15 protein-coding genes are annotated in these 18,999 nt (G+C 47.5%); 9 read left to right on the top strand and 6 right to left on the bottom strand.

Features of this window, described 5'->3' with window-relative positions:
- Nucleotides 1-7: 7 nt before the first annotated feature.
- Nucleotides 8-862: an FKBP-type peptidyl-prolyl cis-trans isomerase gene (locus FHS57_RS24725; RefSeq protein WP_183978384.1), complete on the top strand. Its 855-nt coding sequence runs from the start codon at nucleotides 8-10 to the stop codon at nucleotides 860-862.
- 44 nt (nucleotides 863-906) lie between these two features.
- Here FHS57_RS24725 and lhgD read toward each other — a convergent pair whose 3' ends face one another.
- Nucleotides 907-2,112, bottom strand: coding sequence for an L-2-hydroxyglutarate dehydrogenase (gene lhgD / locus FHS57_RS24730; RefSeq protein ID WP_183978386.1), 1,206 nt, complete (start codon nucleotides 2,110-2,112; stop codon nucleotides 907-909).
- Nucleotides 2,113-2,167: 55 nt separating this feature from the next.
- Here lhgD and FHS57_RS24735 point away from each other — a divergent pair, with 55 nt between their 5' ends.
- Both FHS57_RS24735 and FHS57_RS24740 read left to right on the top strand, forming a co-directional pair.
- Nucleotides 2,168-2,722: an acyltransferase gene (locus FHS57_RS24735; RefSeq protein WP_183978387.1), complete on the top strand. Its 555-nt coding sequence runs from the start codon at nucleotides 2,168-2,170 to the stop codon at nucleotides 2,720-2,722.
- 123 nt (nucleotides 2,723-2,845) lie between these two features.
- Complete coding sequence (locus tag FHS57_RS24740) at nucleotides 2,846-5,188, top strand: glycosyl hydrolase family 28 protein (protein ID WP_183978388.1); 2,343 nt, start codon at nucleotides 2,846-2,848, stop codon at nucleotides 5,186-5,188.
- Nucleotides 5,189-5,269: 81 nt separating this feature from the next.
- On the opposite strand, the gene FHS57_RS24745 is transcribed toward FHS57_RS24740, so the two are convergent.
- The 4 genes from FHS57_RS24745 to FHS57_RS24760 all read right to left on the bottom strand — a co-directional run bounded on the left by FHS57_RS24745 (nucleotide 5,270) and on the right by FHS57_RS24760 (nucleotide 10,770).
- On the bottom strand, nucleotides 5,270-6,796 hold the full coding sequence (locus FHS57_RS24745) for a M20/M25/M40 family metallo-hydrolase (RefSeq protein WP_183978390.1): 1,527 nt from the start codon (nucleotides 6,794-6,796) through the stop codon (nucleotides 5,270-5,272).
- 39 nt (nucleotides 6,797-6,835) lie between these two features.
- The gene (locus FHS57_RS24750) at nucleotides 6,836-8,809 is read right to left on the bottom strand and encodes a S9 family peptidase (RefSeq protein WP_183978392.1); all 1,974 of its coding nucleotides are present in this window, start codon (nucleotides 8,807-8,809) and stop codon (nucleotides 6,836-6,838) included.
- A 104-nt stretch (nucleotides 8,810-8,913) separates the two neighbouring features.
- Complete coding sequence (locus tag FHS57_RS24755; RefSeq protein ID WP_221225725.1) at nucleotides 8,914-10,143, bottom strand: carboxypeptidase-like regulatory domain-containing protein; 1,230 nt, start codon at nucleotides 10,141-10,143, stop codon at nucleotides 8,914-8,916.
- 39 nt (nucleotides 10,144-10,182) lie between these two features.
- Nucleotides 10,183-10,770, bottom strand: coding sequence for a thymidine kinase (locus FHS57_RS24760; protein WP_183978395.1), 588 nt, complete (start codon nucleotides 10,768-10,770; stop codon nucleotides 10,183-10,185).
- A 93-nt stretch (nucleotides 10,771-10,863) separates the two neighbouring features.
- On the opposite strand from FHS57_RS24760, the gene FHS57_RS24765 reads away from it, so the two are divergent.
- Together FHS57_RS24765 and FHS57_RS24770 are read left to right on the top strand one after the other, a co-directional pair.
- The gene (locus FHS57_RS24765; RefSeq protein ID WP_183978397.1) at nucleotides 10,864-12,054 is read left to right on the top strand and encodes a DUF8457 domain-containing protein; all 1,191 of its coding nucleotides are present in this window, start codon (nucleotides 10,864-10,866) and stop codon (nucleotides 12,052-12,054) included.
- A 64-nt stretch (nucleotides 12,055-12,118) separates the two neighbouring features.
- Entirely contained in the window at nucleotides 12,119-12,745 is a 627-nt protein-coding gene (locus tag FHS57_RS24770) for an ABC transporter ATP-binding protein (RefSeq protein WP_122932462.1), read from the top strand.
- Nucleotides 12,746-12,801: 56 nt separating this feature from the next.
- Here FHS57_RS24770 and FHS57_RS24775 read toward each other — a convergent pair whose 3' ends face one another.
- Entirely contained in the window at nucleotides 12,802-13,839 is a 1,038-nt protein-coding gene (locus FHS57_RS24775; RefSeq protein ID WP_229601446.1) for a PorP/SprF family type IX secretion system membrane protein, read from the bottom strand.
- A 233-nt stretch (nucleotides 13,840-14,072) separates the two neighbouring features.
- Here FHS57_RS24775 and FHS57_RS24780 point away from each other — a divergent pair, with 233 nt between their 5' ends.
- The 4 genes from FHS57_RS24780 (at nucleotide 14,073) to FHS57_RS24795 (ending at nucleotide 18,887) form a co-directional block, all read left to right on the top strand.
- Complete coding sequence (locus FHS57_RS24780) at nucleotides 14,073-16,175, top strand: outer membrane protein assembly factor BamB family protein (protein WP_183978401.1); 2,103 nt, start codon at nucleotides 14,073-14,075, stop codon at nucleotides 16,173-16,175.
- A 34-nt stretch (nucleotides 16,176-16,209) separates the two neighbouring features.
- Nucleotides 16,210-17,637 carry an RNA polymerase factor sigma-54 gene (gene rpoN, locus FHS57_RS24785; protein ID WP_183978403.1) on the top strand — a complete coding sequence of 476 codons (1,428 nt, stop codon included), beginning with the start codon at nucleotides 16,210-16,212 and terminating at the stop codon, nucleotides 17,635-17,637.
- A 76-nt stretch (nucleotides 17,638-17,713) separates the two neighbouring features.
- Nucleotides 17,714-18,016: a Dabb family protein gene (locus FHS57_RS24790; protein ID WP_028523984.1), complete on the top strand. Its 303-nt coding sequence runs from the start codon at nucleotides 17,714-17,716 to the stop codon at nucleotides 18,014-18,016.
- Entirely contained in the window at nucleotides 17,997-18,887 is an 891-nt protein-coding gene (locus FHS57_RS24795; protein ID WP_221225726.1) for an AraC family transcriptional regulator, read from the top strand. The genes FHS57_RS24790 and FHS57_RS24795 overlap by 20 nt, the downstream gene beginning before the upstream one ends.
- Nucleotides 18,888-18,999 lie beyond the last annotated feature (112 nt).

Consider the following 18,999-nt stretch of genomic DNA (forward strand, 5'->3'; position numbering starts at 1 on the left):
CAAACAAATGAAGAAGATTCACTTAGTAATTGCGGTGGTATCCGCCCTGAGCATTGTTTCTTGTCAAACCATGCTCGAAAACGATGCACAAAAACAGTACGAACAAAACGAGCTGGACATTCAAAACTACATCTCGTCGAAGCAGCTTACGATGCAAAAAAGTACATCGGGTTTGTATTATAACATTTTAAAAACCAACCCCACAGGTCAAAAACCAAACGTCGGGGATGAGGTGTCGATTCACTATACATTGTTCAAAATGTCGGGGGTGAAATTCGACAGTACCGAGCGTGTTAAGAACGTTCCTTTTTCGTACATCTATGGCGTCAATCGCCTCATTCTTGGCATGGATGAAGGCATTGCGATGATGCGCCAAGGCGAGCAAGGGCTGTTTTTGATGAACCATACGCTTGCTTTTGGGAGCCAATCGGATGCGCAGTTGCCTGCTTATTCGGCGGTAGGGGCAGACGTAGAATTGGTAAAAGTGCGTAATGAAGAGCAACAAATGGAAGATTATATTTCGTCAAAAAACCTGACAATTACGGAAAAAACATCGTCTGGCCTGCGGTTTTTCTTAACCACCACTACCACCAATGCCCAAGTGAAAGCAGGAGATGTAGTTTCGGTAAAATACACAGGAAAACTGTTGACTGACAAACAGTTTGATACGGGAGAAATTTCGGTAAAAATAGGCTCAGGCGGTGTAATCAAAGGTTTTGAAGAAGGAATTAGCAAGATGCGCCTCGGCGAAAAAGCCACTCTCATCTTCCCTTCATCATTAGGGTATGGCACCACTGGCTCGGGTTCCGTGATTCGGCCTTACGCTCCGCTTCTTTTTGAAGTAGAGATTGTGAATAAATAGGAAAGTGTGCGTGCGGTTGCTCACAACCGCACGCACTTACAAAACTAAAATCGCTTCAGCGCCAGTTCTGCCACGGTTTGGCCAATCGACAGCGACGAAGTCGCGGCGGGAGAAGGGGCATTGCAAACGTTGATGGCGTTGGGGCGTTCGATGATGCTGAAGTCATCGAGTAAGCCGCCGTCGCGGTCGCAAGCTTGGGCTCGCACGCCTGCACCGCCTGGCACCAAGTCGCTTTCTTTAATTTCGGGAATTAATTCTTGCAAGGCTTTGGTAAAAGCCGCTTTTGAAAACGAGCGATACATTTCTCCTAAGCCCGTTTGCCAATATTTCGCGGCTACTTTCTGAAAACCTGGCCACGTGAGCGTTTGCCAAAGTTCTTTGGCGTGAATGTCCAATTTTTTATACCCTTCGCGGCGGAAAGCCAACACCGCATTCGGTCCTGCTTCGACGCCACCGCCAATCATCCGCGTAAAGTGAACGCCCAAAAACGGGAAGTTCGGGTCGGGAACGGGATAAATGAGGTTTTTGACCAAATGTTGTTTCTCGGGTTTGATTTCGAAGTACTCCCCTCTGAATGGAATAATGCGTAAATGAATCGGGTCTTGCTGGGTAAACTGAGCTACTTTGTCGGAATACAACCCCGCGCAGTTGATTACGAGTTTGGTTTGGTGGTAACTTTGTTCCGTAATGACGTTAGAGAACTTTTCCCCCTGCTGAATCCCCGTAACGCGTTGACCAAAGATAATTTCTCCGCCTAATTCGCGCACTTTTTCGGCGTATTTTTCGCAAACGGCTTTGTAATTGATGATGCCTGTTTGGGGAACAAAAAAACCTTTAATGCCTTGTACGTGAGGCTCGTATTCACGCATACCTGCAAGGTCGAGCATTTTGAAACCTGTCAAGCCGTTTTGGTGGCCGCGTTCGTAAAGCCCTTCCAAAATCGGTACTTGTTCGGGGCGGGTTGCCACCACAATTTTCCCACAAAGGTCATACGGAATGCCTTCTTGTTCGGCAAAATCAATGAGCATCTGATACCCCCGAATGCAATTGGTTGCTTTGAGGCTACCAGGTTTGTAATACAAGCCCGAGTGAATCACACCGCTGTTGTGGCCTGTTTGGTGCATGGCTACTTCATCTTCTTTTTCAATCACCAACAACCGAGTCTTGGGACGTTGTTGCTTGAGTTTAAGCGCCGTTGCCAAACCAACGATACCGCCTCCTACAATGATGATGTCGTATGTTTTTTCCAAGTGAGTATGCGTTTTGTGTGCTACAAAGTTAGGCGAATCTGCTTACATTTGAAGCATGAAGAAAACCATCGTTGCGCTCTATTCGGCTTTTTTAGCCTTCAAAGATTATCTCTTTCGAGAATGGGTCATGTCGATTCCCTTTCATGCTGTTCGGCGTTTTTTCATTCATCAAACCATAAGCAAACTGGGAGAAAAAGGTTTTGTGATGATGAAAGTGGAGTTTCGGAACGGAAAAAACATCGAAATTGGCGACGGCTGCTTTATCAATAAACATACCTTGTTGGATGGTCGAGGCGGACGATTGGTGATTGGAAACCACGTGGACATTGCCCAAGAAGTAAACATTTGGACGCTCTCGCACGACCCTCACGACGATTTTCACCGTGTTTGGGGCAAAGACGTCGTCATCGAAGATTATGCGTGGATTGCCTCTCGGGTGACCATCATGCCTGGTGTGCGAATAGGCCGAGGGGCTGTGGTGGCGGCGGGTAGTATCGTCACCAAAGACGTGGCTCCGATGGCGATGGTGGCGGGAGTTCCTGCCAAAGTAGTGGGCGAACGAAAAAGTGGTTTGAAGTACAAATTAGATTGGGAACCGTGGTTTAAGTAAGGAAATGAGAGCTTTTGGCAACGTTGCCGATAACGATTGCATAAAAAAATCCAATTAATAGGTTGTTTTGTACTACTCTATGGGCTAATCTCGTAGATAATTATGGCTATTCAAACCAACCCAATGAAACTACTTCTTCGAATTTTTCTCCTACTTTCTCTGACGGCTTTTCACCCTGCCGACGATCAATTGACGATATTTTTGTGCGGCGACTCAACTTTGGCCGACAAACTCCCCGCCGACGCGCCCGAAACGGGCTGGGGCATGGTGCTGCCGTCCTATTTCAACGAGGCTGTCAAAGTGCAAAATCACGCCGTGAATGGCCGTAGCACCAAAAGCTTTATCACCGAAGGCCGCTGGCAAAAAGTGGTGTCGCAGGTGAAAAAGGGCGACTGGGTGTTTATTCAGTTTGGGCACAACGACCAAAAAGTGGCCGATACGACCCGCTCGGCTCCTGCGCAGACCTTGTACCGCCAAAATTTGATTCGTTTTGTGAACGAAACGCGCGCCAAAGGTGGAAATCCGTTGCTAATTACGCCCGTGATGCGCCGTAAATTTGACGAAAACGGGGCGTTTGTGGACCAACACGGCGAGTATCCACAGGTAGTGAAAGAGGTGGCCAAAGAATTGAAAGTTCCTATCGTTGACTTGCACGCCAAAAGTCAGAAAGTGATTGAAAAGCACGGGGTAGAGGCGTCAAAGTTGCTGTTTTTGCACTACGGAGCCAATGTTTTTCCAAAAAATCCAAAAGGATTGACCGACGATACGCACTTCTCAAAATACGGAGCGGCTGTGATGGCGAGTTTGGTGATGGAAGGCATCATGGAATTACCGATTGACCTTAAAAGTTTTGTAAAAAAATCGGAGTTTACGAACAAATACGCGTTTGAACTTCCAAAATACGCCACGCCTACCTTTCGTAAAGATACGTTTAACATCGTTCGTTACGGCGCCAAAGCCGATGGTTATACGGTCAATACCAAGGCGATTCAACAGGCGATTGATGTGTGCAACGAAGCAGGTGGCGGAACCGTCCTGATTCCCGCAGGCTTGTGGGTAACGGGGCCGATTGTGCTGAAAAACAACGTGAATCTTCACTTGGCCAAAAACGCATTGTTGCAGTACAGCCGCAACCACGACGATTATCCAATTGTGGTTACGACCTGGGAGGGTCAAGAATCGTACCGTTGTCAGGCACCGATTTGGGGCGTGGACTTGACCAATATCGGTATTACGGGCGAAGGCGTTATCGACGGAGGTGGTGACGTTTGGCGCGCCATCAAACGCGAAAAACAAACGACTTCGCAGTGGATTGCTCTTCAAAAATCGGGCGGAGTCGTGAGCGAAAAAGGCGATATGTGGTATCCGTCGGAGCAGTCGAAAAAAGGAAATAACACGCCCAACGCGGGTCGTATTTTGAACGGAGTGCATCCGACGCAAGCTGAATTGGCGTCGTACAAAGATTTTCTACGCCCCAACATGGTAAGTCTAACTCGTTGCAAAAGTGTTTTGATTGAGGGAGTTACGTTTCAAAATTCCCCCGCTTGGACGCTTCACCCGTTGTTGTGTGACCACATCAGCGTTCGCAACGTGAATGTGCGAAATTATTGGTACGCCCAAAACAGTGATGCCATTGACTTAGAATCGTGCCGTAACGGAATTTTGGAAGGATGTACTTTTGATACGGGCGACGACGGAATTACGATTAAGTCGGGGCGTGACGAGCAAGGCCGCAAACGTGGCGTGCCTACCGAAAATTTCATTGTCAGAGATTGTAAAGTATATCACGCACATGGCGGGTTTGTGATTGGCTCCGAAATGTCGGGGGGCGTGCGCAATATGTTTGTTTCCAACTGTACGTTTATGGGCTCGGACGTGGGGCTTCGATTTAAGACAGCCCGCGGTCGGGGAGGCGTAGTAGAAGACATTTACGTCACCGACATCAACATGACCGAAATCCCAGGCGAAGCCGTCATTTTTGACATGTATTATGCGGCCAAAGATCCCGTGGCGTTGGTAGGCGAATCCAACGAGTTGCCTGTCATTAAAGCTGAGCCGTTGAATGAAGGAACGCCGCAGTTTAAAAACTTTTACATCAAAAATATTGTGTGCAAAGGCGCAGAAACGGCGATTATGGTACGAGGCTTGCCCGAAATGAGCATCAAAAATATTAACATTGACAATGCCTACATCGAGGCCAACAAGGGCTTGGTATGCGTAGAAGGTGAAAATATTAACCTCAAAAACGTCACGATGTTGACCAGCGACAAAACGGTGATGCAAGTGCAAAACAGCAAAAACATCACACTCGACGGCATTACCTACGGAAAAGACAAGGACGTATTGCTCAAAGTAATGGGTGACCGTTCGGAGTCCATCAAACTGCTCCACACCGACGCCACTGGTGCCAAAAAAGAAGTAGAACTTGGCGTAGGAGTAAAGAGCAAAGTCATAAGTAAAAAGTAATGTCGAGTGCAAACGGGGGCGCCCGAGCGATGCAGAATGTCGAATAAGCCCATTCGACATTCTGCATTTGACACTCGACACTTATTTGACTTCTGGTTGGGTCAAAATGGCCATCCACGTTTTTATTCCCTCCACGTAATTGCCGAGGCGGAGGTTTTCGTTGGCGGCGTGTTGGTTGTTGTCCGAGTTCACCATCGGAACGTGAATGGCGGGTAAATTTAATTCCCGCAAAAAGGGCACAATCGGCACCGAACCACCCGTCATCCGAATCTTAATCGGCTCTTTCCCAAACGTACGAACAATCACTGCCGTTAGCCAACGGTCAGGATAAATCCCAAAATCGGTACGGAAAGGCAACATCCGCGCTTCACGTTCGAGTAAAGTGACGATTTTGGGGTATTTCAATCGTTCGGCATCGGTGGGTTTTCGGTCTAAAATAACATAACCTTTACTTTCGATGTGTTTTTTGACCAAGCCAATCAAGCGCTCAGGGCTAGATTCGGGCACCAAACGGATGTCGATTTCGGCCGTGGCTTCGTCGGGCACAATCGTGTTGGCTTTTTCTCCAATATTGGCAGAAACCAACCCACGGATGTTGAGCGAAGGGTATTGCAAGGATTCTTGGTAATTAGCACCTACTTTGTCGGGTTGGGTAAAGACCAGTTTTTGACGAATCAATTCAGGATCGTCGGGGACGGCGGCTAGGATTTTGCGCGCGCTGGCGTCAATCGTGATACCGTCGTAGTAGCCAGGAATGGTCACACGACCGTCTTCATCTTTCATTGAGGCCAACAATTGCGCCATCCGAAGCGCAGGATTGGGGGCATAATTGCCGTAGTGGCCGCTGTGTTGTGAAATTTTGGGTCCATAAGTAGTCAGCGTAATCGACGCAATACCACGGCAGCCGTAGGTAAGGGTCGGTTCGTTCGACAAATGCCGCCCGCCGTCCATCACCATCAGAAAATCTGCGCCTAGTTTTCCCTTGTGCGTTTTGACCATTTCGGCCAAATGCGGCGCGCCAATTTCCTCCTCGCTGTCCAAAATCACTTTGAGGTGGTAAGGCGACTGCACGTTTTCTTTTTGCATCATGTCCAACGCCGCCAATAACATCAAAATTGGCCCTTTATCGTCCGAAACGGCGCGGGCAAAAATCCGCCATTCGGGGTCGTAGGCCGTCTGAAGGTTATCCCAAGAAATGGCTTCCCATTGACCGTTAGCGCTTTTTTTCTTCAAAACGGGTTTATAGGGAGACTCCTGTTGCCATTTTTCAGGCTCCACGGGCTGCCCATCGAAGTGCATGTAAAAGAGCAGCGTTTTGAGTGGCCCAGGAGCGGGTTTAGCCGATTTTTTTTCTGCAAAAAAGACGGGATGACCTGCTGTTGGTAAAAATTCCGTAGTAAATCCTTGTTTTTCAAAGGCTTTTTTGAGCCAATCGAGGTTGGGCTGAATTTGTTCTTTGATGTGCGCATTGCTCGGCAAACTCATAAAATCGTAGAGGTTGCCGTAGTAGTTTTTAACGTGTTTTTTAACGGTTGTTTCTAAGTCTGTTTGAGACTGAGCGTGAGCAATCACGGCAGTGAAGAACAAAAGAGACAGTAATTTTTTCATTAAGGTATAGAGTATTTATTTAAGAAAAAGAAGAGTAGGTTATTTGGCGGCATTTTCACCAAAAACCCATTGGCTAAACCACGATAAATTTTCTTCCATCACCTGCCGCATTTGTTTGGGTTTGGTGATTCCGTGGCCAAAGCCTTTGTAAACGACCATTTTAACGGGAACGTTGAAATCTTCCAGCGCCAAACGAAGCTCATACGCATTAGCAATCGGAACGCGCCTGTCTAGCTCGCCGTGTTGGATGAGCGTCGGCGTTTTAGCGGTTTTGATGTACGAAATGGGCGAGGTTTTGCGGTAAATATCGGGGTCGCTCCAAGGCGTTCCTTTGAGGTATTGGCGGGTAAAAGGAGTGATGTCGGTGTTTTGGTAATACGTGGCCCAGTTAGAAATTCCTGCTCCTACCGACGTGGCTTTAAATCGGTCGCTGAACGTAGTGATAAAGGCCGAAATATACCCCCCTTGGCTCCAGCCCATGGCGCCTACTTTGTCTTTGTCCACTATACCTTTCCCAATCAAAAAATCAACGCCCGAGATGACATCATCGTAGTCACCGACGCCCAAATTGCGGACGTTGAGCGCCCGAAATGCCTTGCCGTAGCCCGCTGAGCCACGGTAGTTGGGACGGAGAATAAGTGCCCCTTTGGCCGCAAACAACTCGATGGGGTAGTAGCGGTCGGCAGCAATGCTTGGGAGGTCGATGCCCGTAGGCCCACCGTGAATTACCACCAACAACGGGTATTTTTTGGTAGGGTCAAAGTTGGCAGGCTTTATCAACACGCCTTCGATGGTGGTTCCGTCTTTTGATTTCCAACTGACTACCTCGCGAGTGGCTGTTTTGAACGGCTTCAATTGTTCACCTAGTTGGGTAAGCGTTTTGGGGGCAAAGGCGTTGGTGGATGAAACCACGATTTCTGCGAGGCGATTGGGCGAAGTCAAAACGCAGGCAAGTTGTTGGAAGTCGTTGGAAAACGAAAATTGAGTGGCCAACGCATCCGAGGGTTGGGTGATTTTGGTGAATTTCTTGGTGCTGGGGTTGAGCAAAAACAAATGAGCGGTTGTTTTTTGGAGCCCACTAAACCAAATTCCATTCGCAGACCATTTTAAAAGGCTGGCGTTTTCGTCAAAACTTTGGCTAATCACCACGGGTGTGCCTCCTTTTTCGGGAACGACGGCAATGTAGCGGTTGGCGTAGAAAAAGAACTCGTCTTCGTTGGTGGTGCTAAACGCGATTTGGCTGCCGTCGGGCGACCAAACGGGGTTAGAATCGGGGCCTTTGAGGGAAACAATTTTAGTCAACGAGCTATCCGCCAACGTCAACACGTAAATATCTGAAGTGTGCGAATTGATTAAATCGGGATTTTTGGCGGCATCAAAGGCGATTTTTTTGCCATCGGGAGACAATGAAAAACCACCCACTGAAAAGTCAGTGCCTTTGGTCAACGCTTTGGGCGTAGGAAGTTTACTGAGGGTATCGGCAAACGGAAGCGTGAATAAATGCGTCATTTTGTAGTCTTCGTGGACTACCTCGTAATCGCTGTACTTTTCGACGCGTTCTTTGAAGGCTTTGGTATCGGGAGCCGAGGCTAAAAAAACGATGCTTTTGCCATCAGGAGCGAAATCAAAGGACGATACGCCTGTTTCAAACTTCGTCAATGCTTTGGCTTCACCACCTTGCGGTCGAATCCAATAAATTTGACTTTTATCGTCGCGGGTAGAAAGAAAAGCCAGCACCTTTCCGTCGGGCGACCACACGGGGCTGCTGTTGGATTTTTTGGAGTTGGTCAACTGAAATTTTTCACCTGAGGCAACGTTGGCGAGCCAAATTTCGGTTTCGTAGGCGTTTTCGTCCCAATTGGTTTCCGTCAAAACGTAGGCGACCCATTTGCCGTCGGGAGAAAGTTGCGGACTTCCGACGCTTTTCATCGAAAGAGATTGGGTAATGGTGGGTGCTTGGGCAAAGGCTCCGACCCAAAAAAGTACAAATAATGGTTGAAGAAGTGTTTTCATTGAAGTAAATGAAGGATTGCCCTTAAAGTTAGAAAATTTACTTTCAGGAACAATACACTGCGGAGTACTTGGCTCAAAACACTTTTCTCAAACTGCGATTTGTGCTATTTTCCTAAGCCGTTTATGATTTGTCGCATGGCTTCGGAAGGAATGACAAAGTTGAAGTTACCCCAAATAAGCTCGTCGTATTTGGGAACGGTTTGTTGGGTGAAGCTTTCGGTGTCTATCAAAATATCCGTTTCAGGAATTCGCATACCGTTGCTTTTTTGGATGTCGGTCGCCACAAATTGTAACTTAATGGTACCTAATGTTTGGGTATTTTTTTGTTCAAATTGGGTGTCCAACAGCATTCGATAATCTTGCAAGTACCATTTCCCACCAAAAGGTTTGTAGCTAATGCAGGTGTAGAGGCGCTTGGCGTCGCGTTTGGTTTTGCCAAACATCTTGTCGGATGCACTGGTTTTCAAAACGTCTTTGACGCCTTCGGGGGTAAAGTCATATTCGATGCGAACGATGGCCGTATCCGAAGAATTGATGTACATAATTCCGTTGCGGGCCGCTTTGATACTCGCGCTCACGGGGCGGAACAAAATCCGATACACTTGCTTGTCGAGGTAGGTGGTAATGGTATCGTCGAGCTCATAGGCGTAATCGTACAAATTTTTGCCGTCGAGGTATTCGGGGATAGAAATGTCAATGGAGTTGGTCACAATACTGGCACCGTTCGGGAAAGCGTATCCTTCCATTACTTTCGAGCGATTTTGACTGGCAAAGTTGCGCCCACGAAGGGCTTTTACCTTCTGAGGAACCAAAATTTTGGGGCGAGGGTCTTTTTCGGCTTGCAATACCGCTTCGCGAATGTCCACGTATTCGCCATTTTGCTGGAGCGATTCGCGGTAAAAACCTGTTAACAAGTAAGGATTAGGCGAGCTGTTTTTCTTGATTTTACGCAACGCTTCCGACACCCAATTTCGGGCTTCAAACGACTTGATGTATGAACTATCCACTACCCGTAGTTGAGCAGGTTGAAGCTCAATGACTACGTCTTTTTGGTTGGGTTGAAACGCCGACGCTTTTTGTTGGAAAGGCTGGTAGCCAAACACCGAGACCACCAAAGCCGAGTCCGACGCAATACGTGGGAAGCGGTAGAAAAACTGCCCGTCTTCGTTGGTGAGTGTTCCTGTGCCTTTACTCATCATCCCAATGTACGCATGAGGGATAGGTTTTTGGGATATTTTATCAATGATTTTACCCGAAAGCAATAAGTAACCTCCCTGGGCATAAAGCGCAGATGACACTAGAAAAAAGCACAACGTTGAAAGCAGACCTCGCATAAGTAGCGTTTTTTATTCGATATAAATTGCCAACAAGAATCAGGCCAAATCGCCCAAATGGTAGCATCTTCGGCAACGCGCCTCGTAAGAGTCGGTTTCGCCCAGTAAAATTTTATCTTGAGACGTTACCTTTCGGTAGGAGTATTGGGCCACCGAGCCACAGGTAACACAAATAGCGTGGACCTTTGTAACATATTCTGCCACAGCCATTAAGAGCGGCATAGGCCCAAAAGGCTTGCCCGAAAAGTCCATGTCAAGGCCCGCGACGATGACGCGCTTTCCGCTGCTGGCAAGTTTATTACAAACTTCGACTAGATTTTGGTCTAAAAATTGCGCTTCATCAATGCCGACCACGTCGCAATCACCTGCGAAAAGTACTATTTCTTCGGAGGTATTGACGGGAGTAGAGCGAATCGAATTTTCGTTGTGCGAGACAATGTCCTCGTCATGATAGCGTTTATCAATGGCGGGTTTAAAAATTTCAACTTTTTGGCGCGCAATTTTAGCACGATTGAGGCGGCGAATGAGCTCTTCGGTTTTGCCAGAGAACATCGAACCACAGACGACTTCTATCCAGCCAAGGCTTGTTTGTTTAGGTTGGGAATGATGATTGGGTTCAATAAACATACGGTAGGGTTGATGTTCTAGTGACTTATGAACTAAAATAATTCGGATAACTGATTTTCGCCGATTACCTTTACAAAACAAACAAATTTTAGGATGCTCCACAAGTTTAATCTCAGCGCACTCAATGACTATAGTCAGCGGTTTGCGCGGAAAGTATGCGATGATTTCTTTGCTCAGAACACCACGGCGTCGGGTCAGCAAATTCTGAATTTGACAGCGATTCCACAGATAAATCTGTTTGTTATCAGTAGTTTATACGAAAAATGGCGAGCCGATGCGGAGACCTTCCGTAGTCCTTATTTCGACTTTGAGCAGGGCGAGGTAAAAGAAGCGTTGAAGCAATTTATGAATGTTGTCTCGCGCAACATTTCGGTAAAGCGAGAAGCACTAGAACCTATTTTATTGGAGGCAACCAAAAATACGTTGGTATTATTGATTGATCCCAACTCGTATTTTAATGAGCTTTTTCGCGACCAAGCTAATTTTTCGGTGACGGCCGATTTGGTGCAGCAGCTTTGCAAGTACGTTCGGTTTAATAAATTTATTCCGCAAGAGCTGGCCAAAGGAATGAAAGACCGCAGCTTCGTTTATGTGAATCAGGCGATTGAATGGTCGGAGCAAGCCTTGCAAAAACACGCTGACGAACTGGATAATATTGAACAGTGGGTAGGGCATTTTTCGGCAAAAGTACCCTTAGATATCACCCATCTTGTCAAAAAAACAACGCGCGTTGAACCGCCAAAGGTAGTTGATGAACCTAATCGCTCCTTCTTTGATACCCTTGTTCCTGAACCTGAGCCAGAAGAAGAACCCGAGCCTGAATATACGCCCGTGGCTATTCCTGCGCCCGAGCCAATACCAGCAAAACCAACAGAACCTGTGCAGAAACAAGAGCCTGTGAGCTATACGCCGCCTGCTCCTGCAAACCCTACGCCCGCCACCCTCAATCAGGTGGTTGGTGGAAGTGAAAATGGGGTAAAAGAGTCACTCAATGACCGTTTGCGGGTAGAGCAATCGAGTATTTCGGATGTGTATCAGAAGCAAGCGATTACCAGCATTTCGCAGAGTATTCCGTTGAACCAGAAGTTTATGTTCATCCACCATTTGTTTAATGGAAGCAACAGTGCCTACGAAACGGCCATTTCGGAATTGGAACAAGCCCCTGATTACGATGCAGCCCGTTCGTTGATTACGTATAAATTTGCGTCGCAGTACCTTTGGGACATGACGGGGGATGTCGTTGGCGATTTGCTTGAAATCGTGAAACGCCGTTTTCGACAATAAAAATGATACGAAAGATTTGATTCGGGAGAATAACCCTCCCGAATTTCCTAACTCATAAAAATCAATGATTTCTTGCCAGAACCTTACGTTTTCGTACAGTCCACAAAAACGTTTTACGTTTCCAGACATAACTTGCGCCGACCGTGAAGCCCTGTTGATTTTGGGGCAGTCGGGGCGAGGAAAAACTACTTTGCTTCACTTAATGGCACTTTTGTTGCGTCCCGAAGGGGGGAGCGTCATGATTGGCGACAAAGACATTACTCCCTTGTCGGTCGCAGAAGCGGCAGCGGTTCGGGCGAGCCAAATCGGGATTGTCTATCAAAAACCTCACTTTGTGAGTTCATTGAGCGTGTTGGAAAATGTGCTTTTGCCCAATTATTTAGCCCAAAAATTTCAAGATAAAAACCGTGCTCGCGCGCTGGCCGAAGAGTTGGGCTTTGCCGAACATTTATCCAAAAAAACGCATCAATTGAGCCAAGGGGAGCAGCAACGCGTGAGCATTGCCCGTGCTTTGATGAACAATCCTGCGGTGATTTTGGCCGATGAGCCTACTTCGAGCTTGGACGATGACAACTGTGACAAAGTAATTACGCTTCTCAAAAATCAATCGGAGCAAATTGGGGCAAGCCTCGTCGTTGTAACCCACGACCAGCGCCTCAAAGACGTAGTAGCGAATCAAGTGAAGTTGTAGTGCATCGTGCGCTCAAATGCGGAAACGCGGTTGCTCACAACCACTTTCAGTGCTTCCTAGAATTTTGGACAAGACAATTGCTTGTCTTTCTTCACCCGACGTTTGCGGGGCGAAGGCTCGTAGTCGAAGGTGTAAGCGAGCGAAATCTCGTGCGAACCGCCGCTAGGTAGCCCCAACGACGACACCGTGATGTCGTAGCTATACCCAAACGAAAAACGGTCGTGGCGGTAACCTACCAAGGCAATGAGCGACTCGCGGTTAGAAATGTTGGCGACGTACTTTTTGATGGGCAAGCCACGGTACCAAAGCCCAAGGACAATGGGTGAGTAGGTGACATATACCCCCAAATCGAGCTGGTCGTATTTTCCTTGAAACTTATAATTGATAGCGGGCGAAATGCTCATTTCGCGGTCTAATTCATCGCCTAAGCCCGTGTATCCCCCAAACGGAATGCGCAAACCCGCGTGCAAACTTCCTTTGAGGGGAAGGCGCGTCCCATCCGCTACTTGAAAAAAGCCTTGTTCGGGGCGGTTGATGTGGTGCGCTGCCACGCCTATCCAATATTTGTTGGAGTAAAGTAAAAGTCCCGTTGAAAAACTTAAATAATGTATTGAAGGCGAGCCGTTAAGTGCAATCGGGTCGGCGGTAGCATTGCCTGTAAAACCACGGTTGGTGTATTGGTCGCCAAACGTCAAATCCGATAAATTGGCGCGGCGATTTCCGTACGTACCTTGTAAGCCCATGCGCAAGGCAGTGCTTTCGTTGAAACGTAACTGATACGAATATTGTCCCGAAACTTCAGAGCTGCGAAGGCTTCCCGTTCCTTGCGAATCATTGACAAACATCAACCCAACCCCGCTGTTGACATTGGAAAAATAATGATCAACGGCGAAAGAAGTAGTAACGTAGTTGGCCGACAACCCAGGCCATTGATTACGGTAGTTCATCATGACACGAGGCGCCAAGTCTCCCCCCGCAAAAGCAGGGTTAAGGTACAAGGGGTTCGCATAAAATTGCGAAAACTGCGGGTCTTGGGCGTAACCTACTCGCAAACAGAGTCCCAATAAGAAGGTGAAAGCTAATCGTCTCATCATAATACCAAACGCTACCGCAAACATTTTGCCAAAATAATCACTAAATCTCCGAGAAAGTAACGGTTTTTTCTAGTAAATGTTATTCAAGGGTTCAAATCAACACATTTTTATTTGATTTTAAAGCAAAACCGCCCAAATGCAAAGAAGATATGTGTATTGCCTATTGTCTTTGTGAGTAACTGACCCCCAAAAGCTGACTTTAAAAGAAAGCATTAACTTCATTTTTGTTACGTATGAAACGTCTCCTTCCCGTTGCGCTTATCGCCCTCGTGGCTGCTCAGTTTCCTTGGGGAAATAAAATCCAAACTTCTTCGGAAGAATGGCCAGAATACCTCGGCGGCCCTGAGCGGAATCACTATTCTACCCTTACGCAGATTACGCCCGAAAACGTGCAAAATTTGAAAGTCGCGTGGACGTATGCTACACCTGATTCGGGACAAATGCAGGTAAATCCGATTGTGGTCAACGGTGTTTTGTACGGCGTAACGGCCTCCGTGCAGGCGTTTGCCTTGGATGCGGCTACGGGAAAAGAATTGTGGCGGTTTGGCGATCCGCTCAAAAACTGGGCGAGCACCAGCCGTGGCGTGGCGTATTGGCGGGAAGGAAACGACGAGCGAATTTTGCACACGATGGGGCCGTATTTGTACGCCATCGACGCAAAAACGGGTAAAACGATTCCTTCTTTTGGCGAAAATGGTCGGGTGGATTTGCACACAGGATTACCCGAATCGGCCAAAGATAAATTTATGGTGTCGAACACCCCTGGGACCATTTTTGAAGACCTGATTGTGATGCCTGTTCGGTTGTCGGAAGGGGCGGATGCTGCTCCAGGCGATATTCGGGCGTTTAATGTCAAAACGGGGAAATTGGCGTGGACTTTCCACACCATTCCGTATCCTGGAGAGTTTGGGTACGAAACCTTTCCCAAAAATGCCTATAAAAATACGGATGTAGGAGCGGCCAACAACTGGTCGGGGATGTCGGTGGATCGCAAGCGAGGCATTTTGTTCGTGCCGACGGGCTCGGCTGCCTACGATTTTTATGCGGGAAATCGCAAAGGGCAAAACTTGTTTTCTAACTGCTTACTTGCCTTGGATGCGCGTACAGGCAAGCGATTGTGGCATTTTCAAACCATGCACCACGACGTGTGGGACCGTGATTTACCCGCTCCACCCAATTTGGTGACGGTTAAACAAAATGGCAAGAACATCGACGCCGTAGCCCAAGTGACGAAGCAAGGCTATGTGTTTGTATTTGACCGCGTAACGGGAAAGCCGCTGTTTCCTATCAAAGAAGTACCTGCGCACAAATCCAATTTGGTGGGCGAACAAACGTGGCCAACCCAACCCGTCCCGACCAAGCCTGCACCATTTGCGCGTCAGTCGCCTACGGTGACGGAAAAGGAAATCAGCCCCTATGCCGAAAACCGCGAAGAGCTAATTGCGAACGTGAAAAAATACAAGAATGCGCTCTTCGCCGCGCCTTCAAAAGAAGGAACAGTGATTTTTCCTGGCTTTGACGGTGGGGCCGAATGGGGTGGGGCCGCCGTGGATCCTGAGGGTATCATGTATGTCAACAGCAACGAAATGGCGTGGATTTTGACCATGAAAGACACCCCTAAGCAAGACGCGCTGGCGCATTTGCCACTGGGCGAACGTACTTATGCCACGCTTTGTACCTCTTGCCACGGGCCAGAACGGAAGGGAAATGCCAAAAGTGGGTATCCGTCGTTGGTGGATATTTCAACCAAACGCGACAAAGCCTTCGTGTCCAACCTCATTACGTCGGGCAAAGGCATGATGCCAGGTTTTACGACCCTCAGCGCGGCCGACAAGCAGGCGTTGGTGGCATTTTTGTTTGGTGAAGAGAAAAAAGAAGCCAGCGGCGGCGGTAATTCAAAAATGCCTTACTTACCTTACACAAGCACGGGTTACAATAAGTTTTTGGACAGCAAAGGGCTCCCAGCCATTACGCCGCCTTGGGGAACACTCAACGCCATTGACCTCAATACGGGGGAATACCGTTGGAAAATTCCTTTTGGATATGAGCCTGCATTGCTCGAAAAAGGAATAAAAAATACGGGGGTAGAAAACTACGGTGGCCCCGTGATTACGGCCAGTGGACTGCTGTTTATTGCCGCCACGAAAGATGGAATGTTTAGGGCATTTGACAAAAAAACAGGTAAATTGCTTTGGGAAACCAAACTCCCCGCGGCCGCCTTTGCAACGCCTGCTACCTATCAGGTCAATGGCAAACAGTACATTGTGATGGCCTGCGGAGGAACGAAACTTGGAACAAAAAAAGGTAATCAATACGTTGCTTTTACGTTACCATGATGTATAAGAATGTTTTGGTCACCAACAGCCAGCTATGTTAAATTTAGTTCAGACACAGAAACAATCGCTCAAAATATCCCCAGCGCAGATACAGTTGCTCAACTTTTTGCAACTCAATACCCTTGAGTTGGAGCAACATATCAAAAACGAGCTGGAAGAAAATCCTTTTTTGGACGAAGGGAATGAAGACTCGACAGACGACGACTGGGATAATGCCGCCGAGGGTGGTGTCAGTGACCGTGGCGATGACCGTACCCAAGATTACATGGATTGGGATGAATTTAGAGACGATGATGTGCCTGATTACAAAACACGGGTCAATAATTATTCTGACGACGATACAACTTATACCCCTGCCGTAGTTGAAAATGTTTCTTGGCGACAAGAGTTAAAGGAACAGTTTCATTTGCTCTTGCTGACGGAGCGGCAACAGATTTTATCCGATTTTTTGGTAGATTCCCTGACCGACGAAGGATACTTGACTTATACCGCCGAGGCGTTGGCAGATGATGTTTCGTTTACGAGCGGAATTTACGTGGAAGTCACCGAAATGGTGGAGTTGATTGACCTGCTACGCCACATGGAGCCTGCGGGTTTAGGAGCTAAAAACCTGCAAGATTGTTTGTTGTTGCAGTTGGAACGGCGTCAGGAGCCTGAAGCTACGTTGGCCAAAGAACTGGTCAAGAAACACTTTGATGACTTGGCGGGGCGTAGTTACGAAAAGCTCATGAAAGGGCTGGGAATCAATGCTAATCAACTCAAAGATGTATTGGCGTTTGTCGGAACACTTAACCCTCAGCCTGTTAGTACAAGCAACCAAGCAGAGGTGTTGGGCGTAAAAGATAACGTGATTCCCGATTACATCGTCATGGTCGATGGGGATTTGATAGAAGTGGAACTGAACAATCGACGGATTCCGCCGCTGAAAATCAACAAATCATATACCCATGACTTGGGGAAATCACGAGCGGCCAATACCTACGTCAATTCCAAAATTAATGCCGCTAACTGGCTCATCGACGCCATTCAGCAGCGTCAGAATACGATGTTGAAGTCGATGCGTACGATTGTGAAATTGCAGGAAGACTATTTCCGAACGGGCGATGTGCGGATGCTCAAACCGATGGTACTTCGCGACGTGGCCGAACGGATTCAGATGGACGTTTCGACGATTTCGAGGGTGACCAGCGGGAAATACGCCCAAACGCCTTTTGGCGTCATTCACCTCAAAGATTTGTTTACGGAAGGTGTTAAGACTGACTCGGGTGAGGAAGTATCGAATCGGCAAATTCAGCTGGCCTTGGCGGAGTTGGTGGCGCAGGAAGACAAACAAAGCCCGCTAAACGATTTCCAATTGGCCGAATTATTGGCCGAAAAAGGGTATCCCGTTGCCCGCCGAACCGTGGCAAAATACCGCGAACAACTTGATATTCCGACGGCTACTTTGCGCCGAACTTTGTAGAAAAAAAGGTAAAAAAACGTATTTTTAGCCTTCTATTGCCAATTGTGTAATAACCCAACTAATAATCCCCAAACGCATGTTTGTTCATCACGTATTCTTTTTCTTAAACAACCCTGATAGTGCCGCTGATCGCGAGGCGCTTGTGGCAGGTTTGCAAACCTTGACGTCGATTGAAGGTGTAAAATTGGCCCATATTGGCAAAGTTGCCGATACACACCGTGGGGTAATTGACCGTTCGTATTCGGTGTCGTGGTTGATGCTTTTTGATACTAAAGAAGCGCAAGATGTCTATCAAGACCACCCTGTTCACCACAAATTTGTGGAAAACTGCGCGCACCTGTGGGAAAAGGTCATCGTCTATGATTCGGATGATGTCTGAGAAAGAGCCCATTCACATTCGGCAAGCGCACCTTTCGGTTCCGTTTGTGTATCGGACGATGCAGGAGGTGGAAGAACGGCGCAACCAAACGCCTGATTTGCCCCACCGCCACGATTACTTTACGGTATTGGTGGTGGAAGAAGCCGAAGGAACGCACCAAATTGATTTTACCAATTATCCGCTACGGCCCAACACCGTTTATTTTGTGTCGCCTGAGCAAATTCACCACGTGACCCTGATGCAGCCCACGCCGCGCGGTCACGTGGTGTTGTTTCGCCCCGATTTTCTTCAAAATTATAGCATTGCTCCCGCGCAGTTGTACGACATGGATTTGTTTTTCAACTGCGACGAATCGCGCCCTATCGAACTGACGGCCACCGAAATGCGCCAACTTCAACCGTTTTTGTCGGCCATTGCCAACGAAGTGGCGGAGTCAAATCTGCAAAAATGGGAGGCCGTGGGGGCGTGGTTAAAACTGTTTTTAGTGCAGTGCAAACGTTTCAAAGCGGCCAACTATTTGCCCAATAAACCCCTCGATAAGCGTAAGTCGGAGATTGTGAAGCAGTTTAAAAACGATGTGGAGCAGTTGTTCAAGCAGTTTCACAAAGTGGGCGATTATGCCGACCGACAACTCCTAACGGCCAATCACCTCAACGACGTTATCAAAGCTGAAACGGGGACATCGGCCAAGGATTTTATCCAAAACCGTTTGGTATTGGAAGCAAAGCGCTTGGCGCGTTATTCCGAATTAAGTGCCAAAGAGATTGCGTATCAGCTTGGTTACGAAGATGTGGCGCATTTTAGCAAAGTCTTCAAAAAAGCAGAAAACGTAGCTTTTACTGAGTTTAGAACTAATCTTCCGAATGTCTAGTGCTAACCTCCCGAAAGTTGTTGTGCGCTATAAAGTTGAGTATGTTCTTAGTGTCAAAAAGATTAGTACATTCGTTCATTGAAATATGGTCATTAAAATTTTGTAAACCGAT

The sequence above is a fragment of the Runella defluvii genome (assembly GCF_014195535.1).
In the GTDB taxonomy this organism is placed as follows: domain Bacteria; phylum Bacteroidota; class Bacteroidia; order Cytophagales; family Spirosomataceae; genus Runella; species Runella defluvii.

What these genes read in the sequence shown, in the direction of transcription:
- FHS57_RS24725 (WP_183978384.1), top strand. Translation starts at nt 8, where the DNA reads ATGAAGAAGATTCACTTAGTAATTGCGGTGGTATCCGCCCTGAGCATT.
- FHS57_RS24735 (WP_183978387.1), top strand. Translation starts at nt 2,168, where the DNA reads ATGAAGAAAACCATCGTTGCGCTCTATTCGGCTTTTTTAGCCTTCAAA.
- FHS57_RS24740 (WP_183978388.1), top strand. Translation starts at nt 2,846, where the DNA reads ATGAAACTACTTCTTCGAATTTTTCTCCTACTTTCTCTGACGGCTTTT.
- FHS57_RS24745 (WP_183978390.1), bottom strand. Translation starts at nt 6,796, where the DNA reads ATGAAAAAATTACTGTCTCTTTTGTTCTTCACTGCCGTGATTGCTCAC.
- FHS57_RS24750 (WP_183978392.1), bottom strand. Translation starts at nt 8,809, where the DNA reads ATGAAAACACTTCTTCAACCATTATTTGTACTTTTTTGGGTCGGAGCC.
- FHS57_RS24755 (WP_221225725.1), bottom strand. Translation starts at nt 10,143, where the DNA reads ATGCGAGGTCTGCTTTCAACGTTGTGCTTTTTTCTAGTGTCATCTGCG.
- FHS57_RS24760 (WP_183978395.1), bottom strand. Translation starts at nt 10,770, where the DNA reads ATGTTTATTGAACCCAATCATCATTCCCAACCTAAACAAACAAGCCTT.
- FHS57_RS24765 (WP_183978397.1), top strand. Translation starts at nt 10,864, where the DNA reads ATGCTCCACAAGTTTAATCTCAGCGCACTCAATGACTATAGTCAGCGG.
- FHS57_RS24770 (WP_122932462.1), top strand. Translation starts at nt 12,119, where the DNA reads ATGATTTCTTGCCAGAACCTTACGTTTTCGTACAGTCCACAAAAACGT.
- FHS57_RS24775 (WP_229601446.1), bottom strand. Translation starts at nt 13,839, where the DNA reads ATGATGAGACGATTAGCTTTCACCTTCTTATTGGGACTCTGTTTGCGA.
- FHS57_RS24780 (WP_183978401.1), top strand. Translation starts at nt 14,073, where the DNA reads ATGAAACGTCTCCTTCCCGTTGCGCTTATCGCCCTCGTGGCTGCTCAG.
- rpoN (WP_183978403.1), top strand. Translation starts at nt 16,210, where the DNA reads ATGTTAAATTTAGTTCAGACACAGAAACAATCGCTCAAAATATCCCCA.
- FHS57_RS24790 (WP_028523984.1), top strand. Translation starts at nt 17,714, where the DNA reads ATGTTTGTTCATCACGTATTCTTTTTCTTAAACAACCCTGATAGTGCC.
- FHS57_RS24795 (WP_221225726.1), top strand. Translation starts at nt 17,997, where the DNA reads ATGATTCGGATGATGTCTGAGAAAGAGCCCATTCACATTCGGCAAGCG.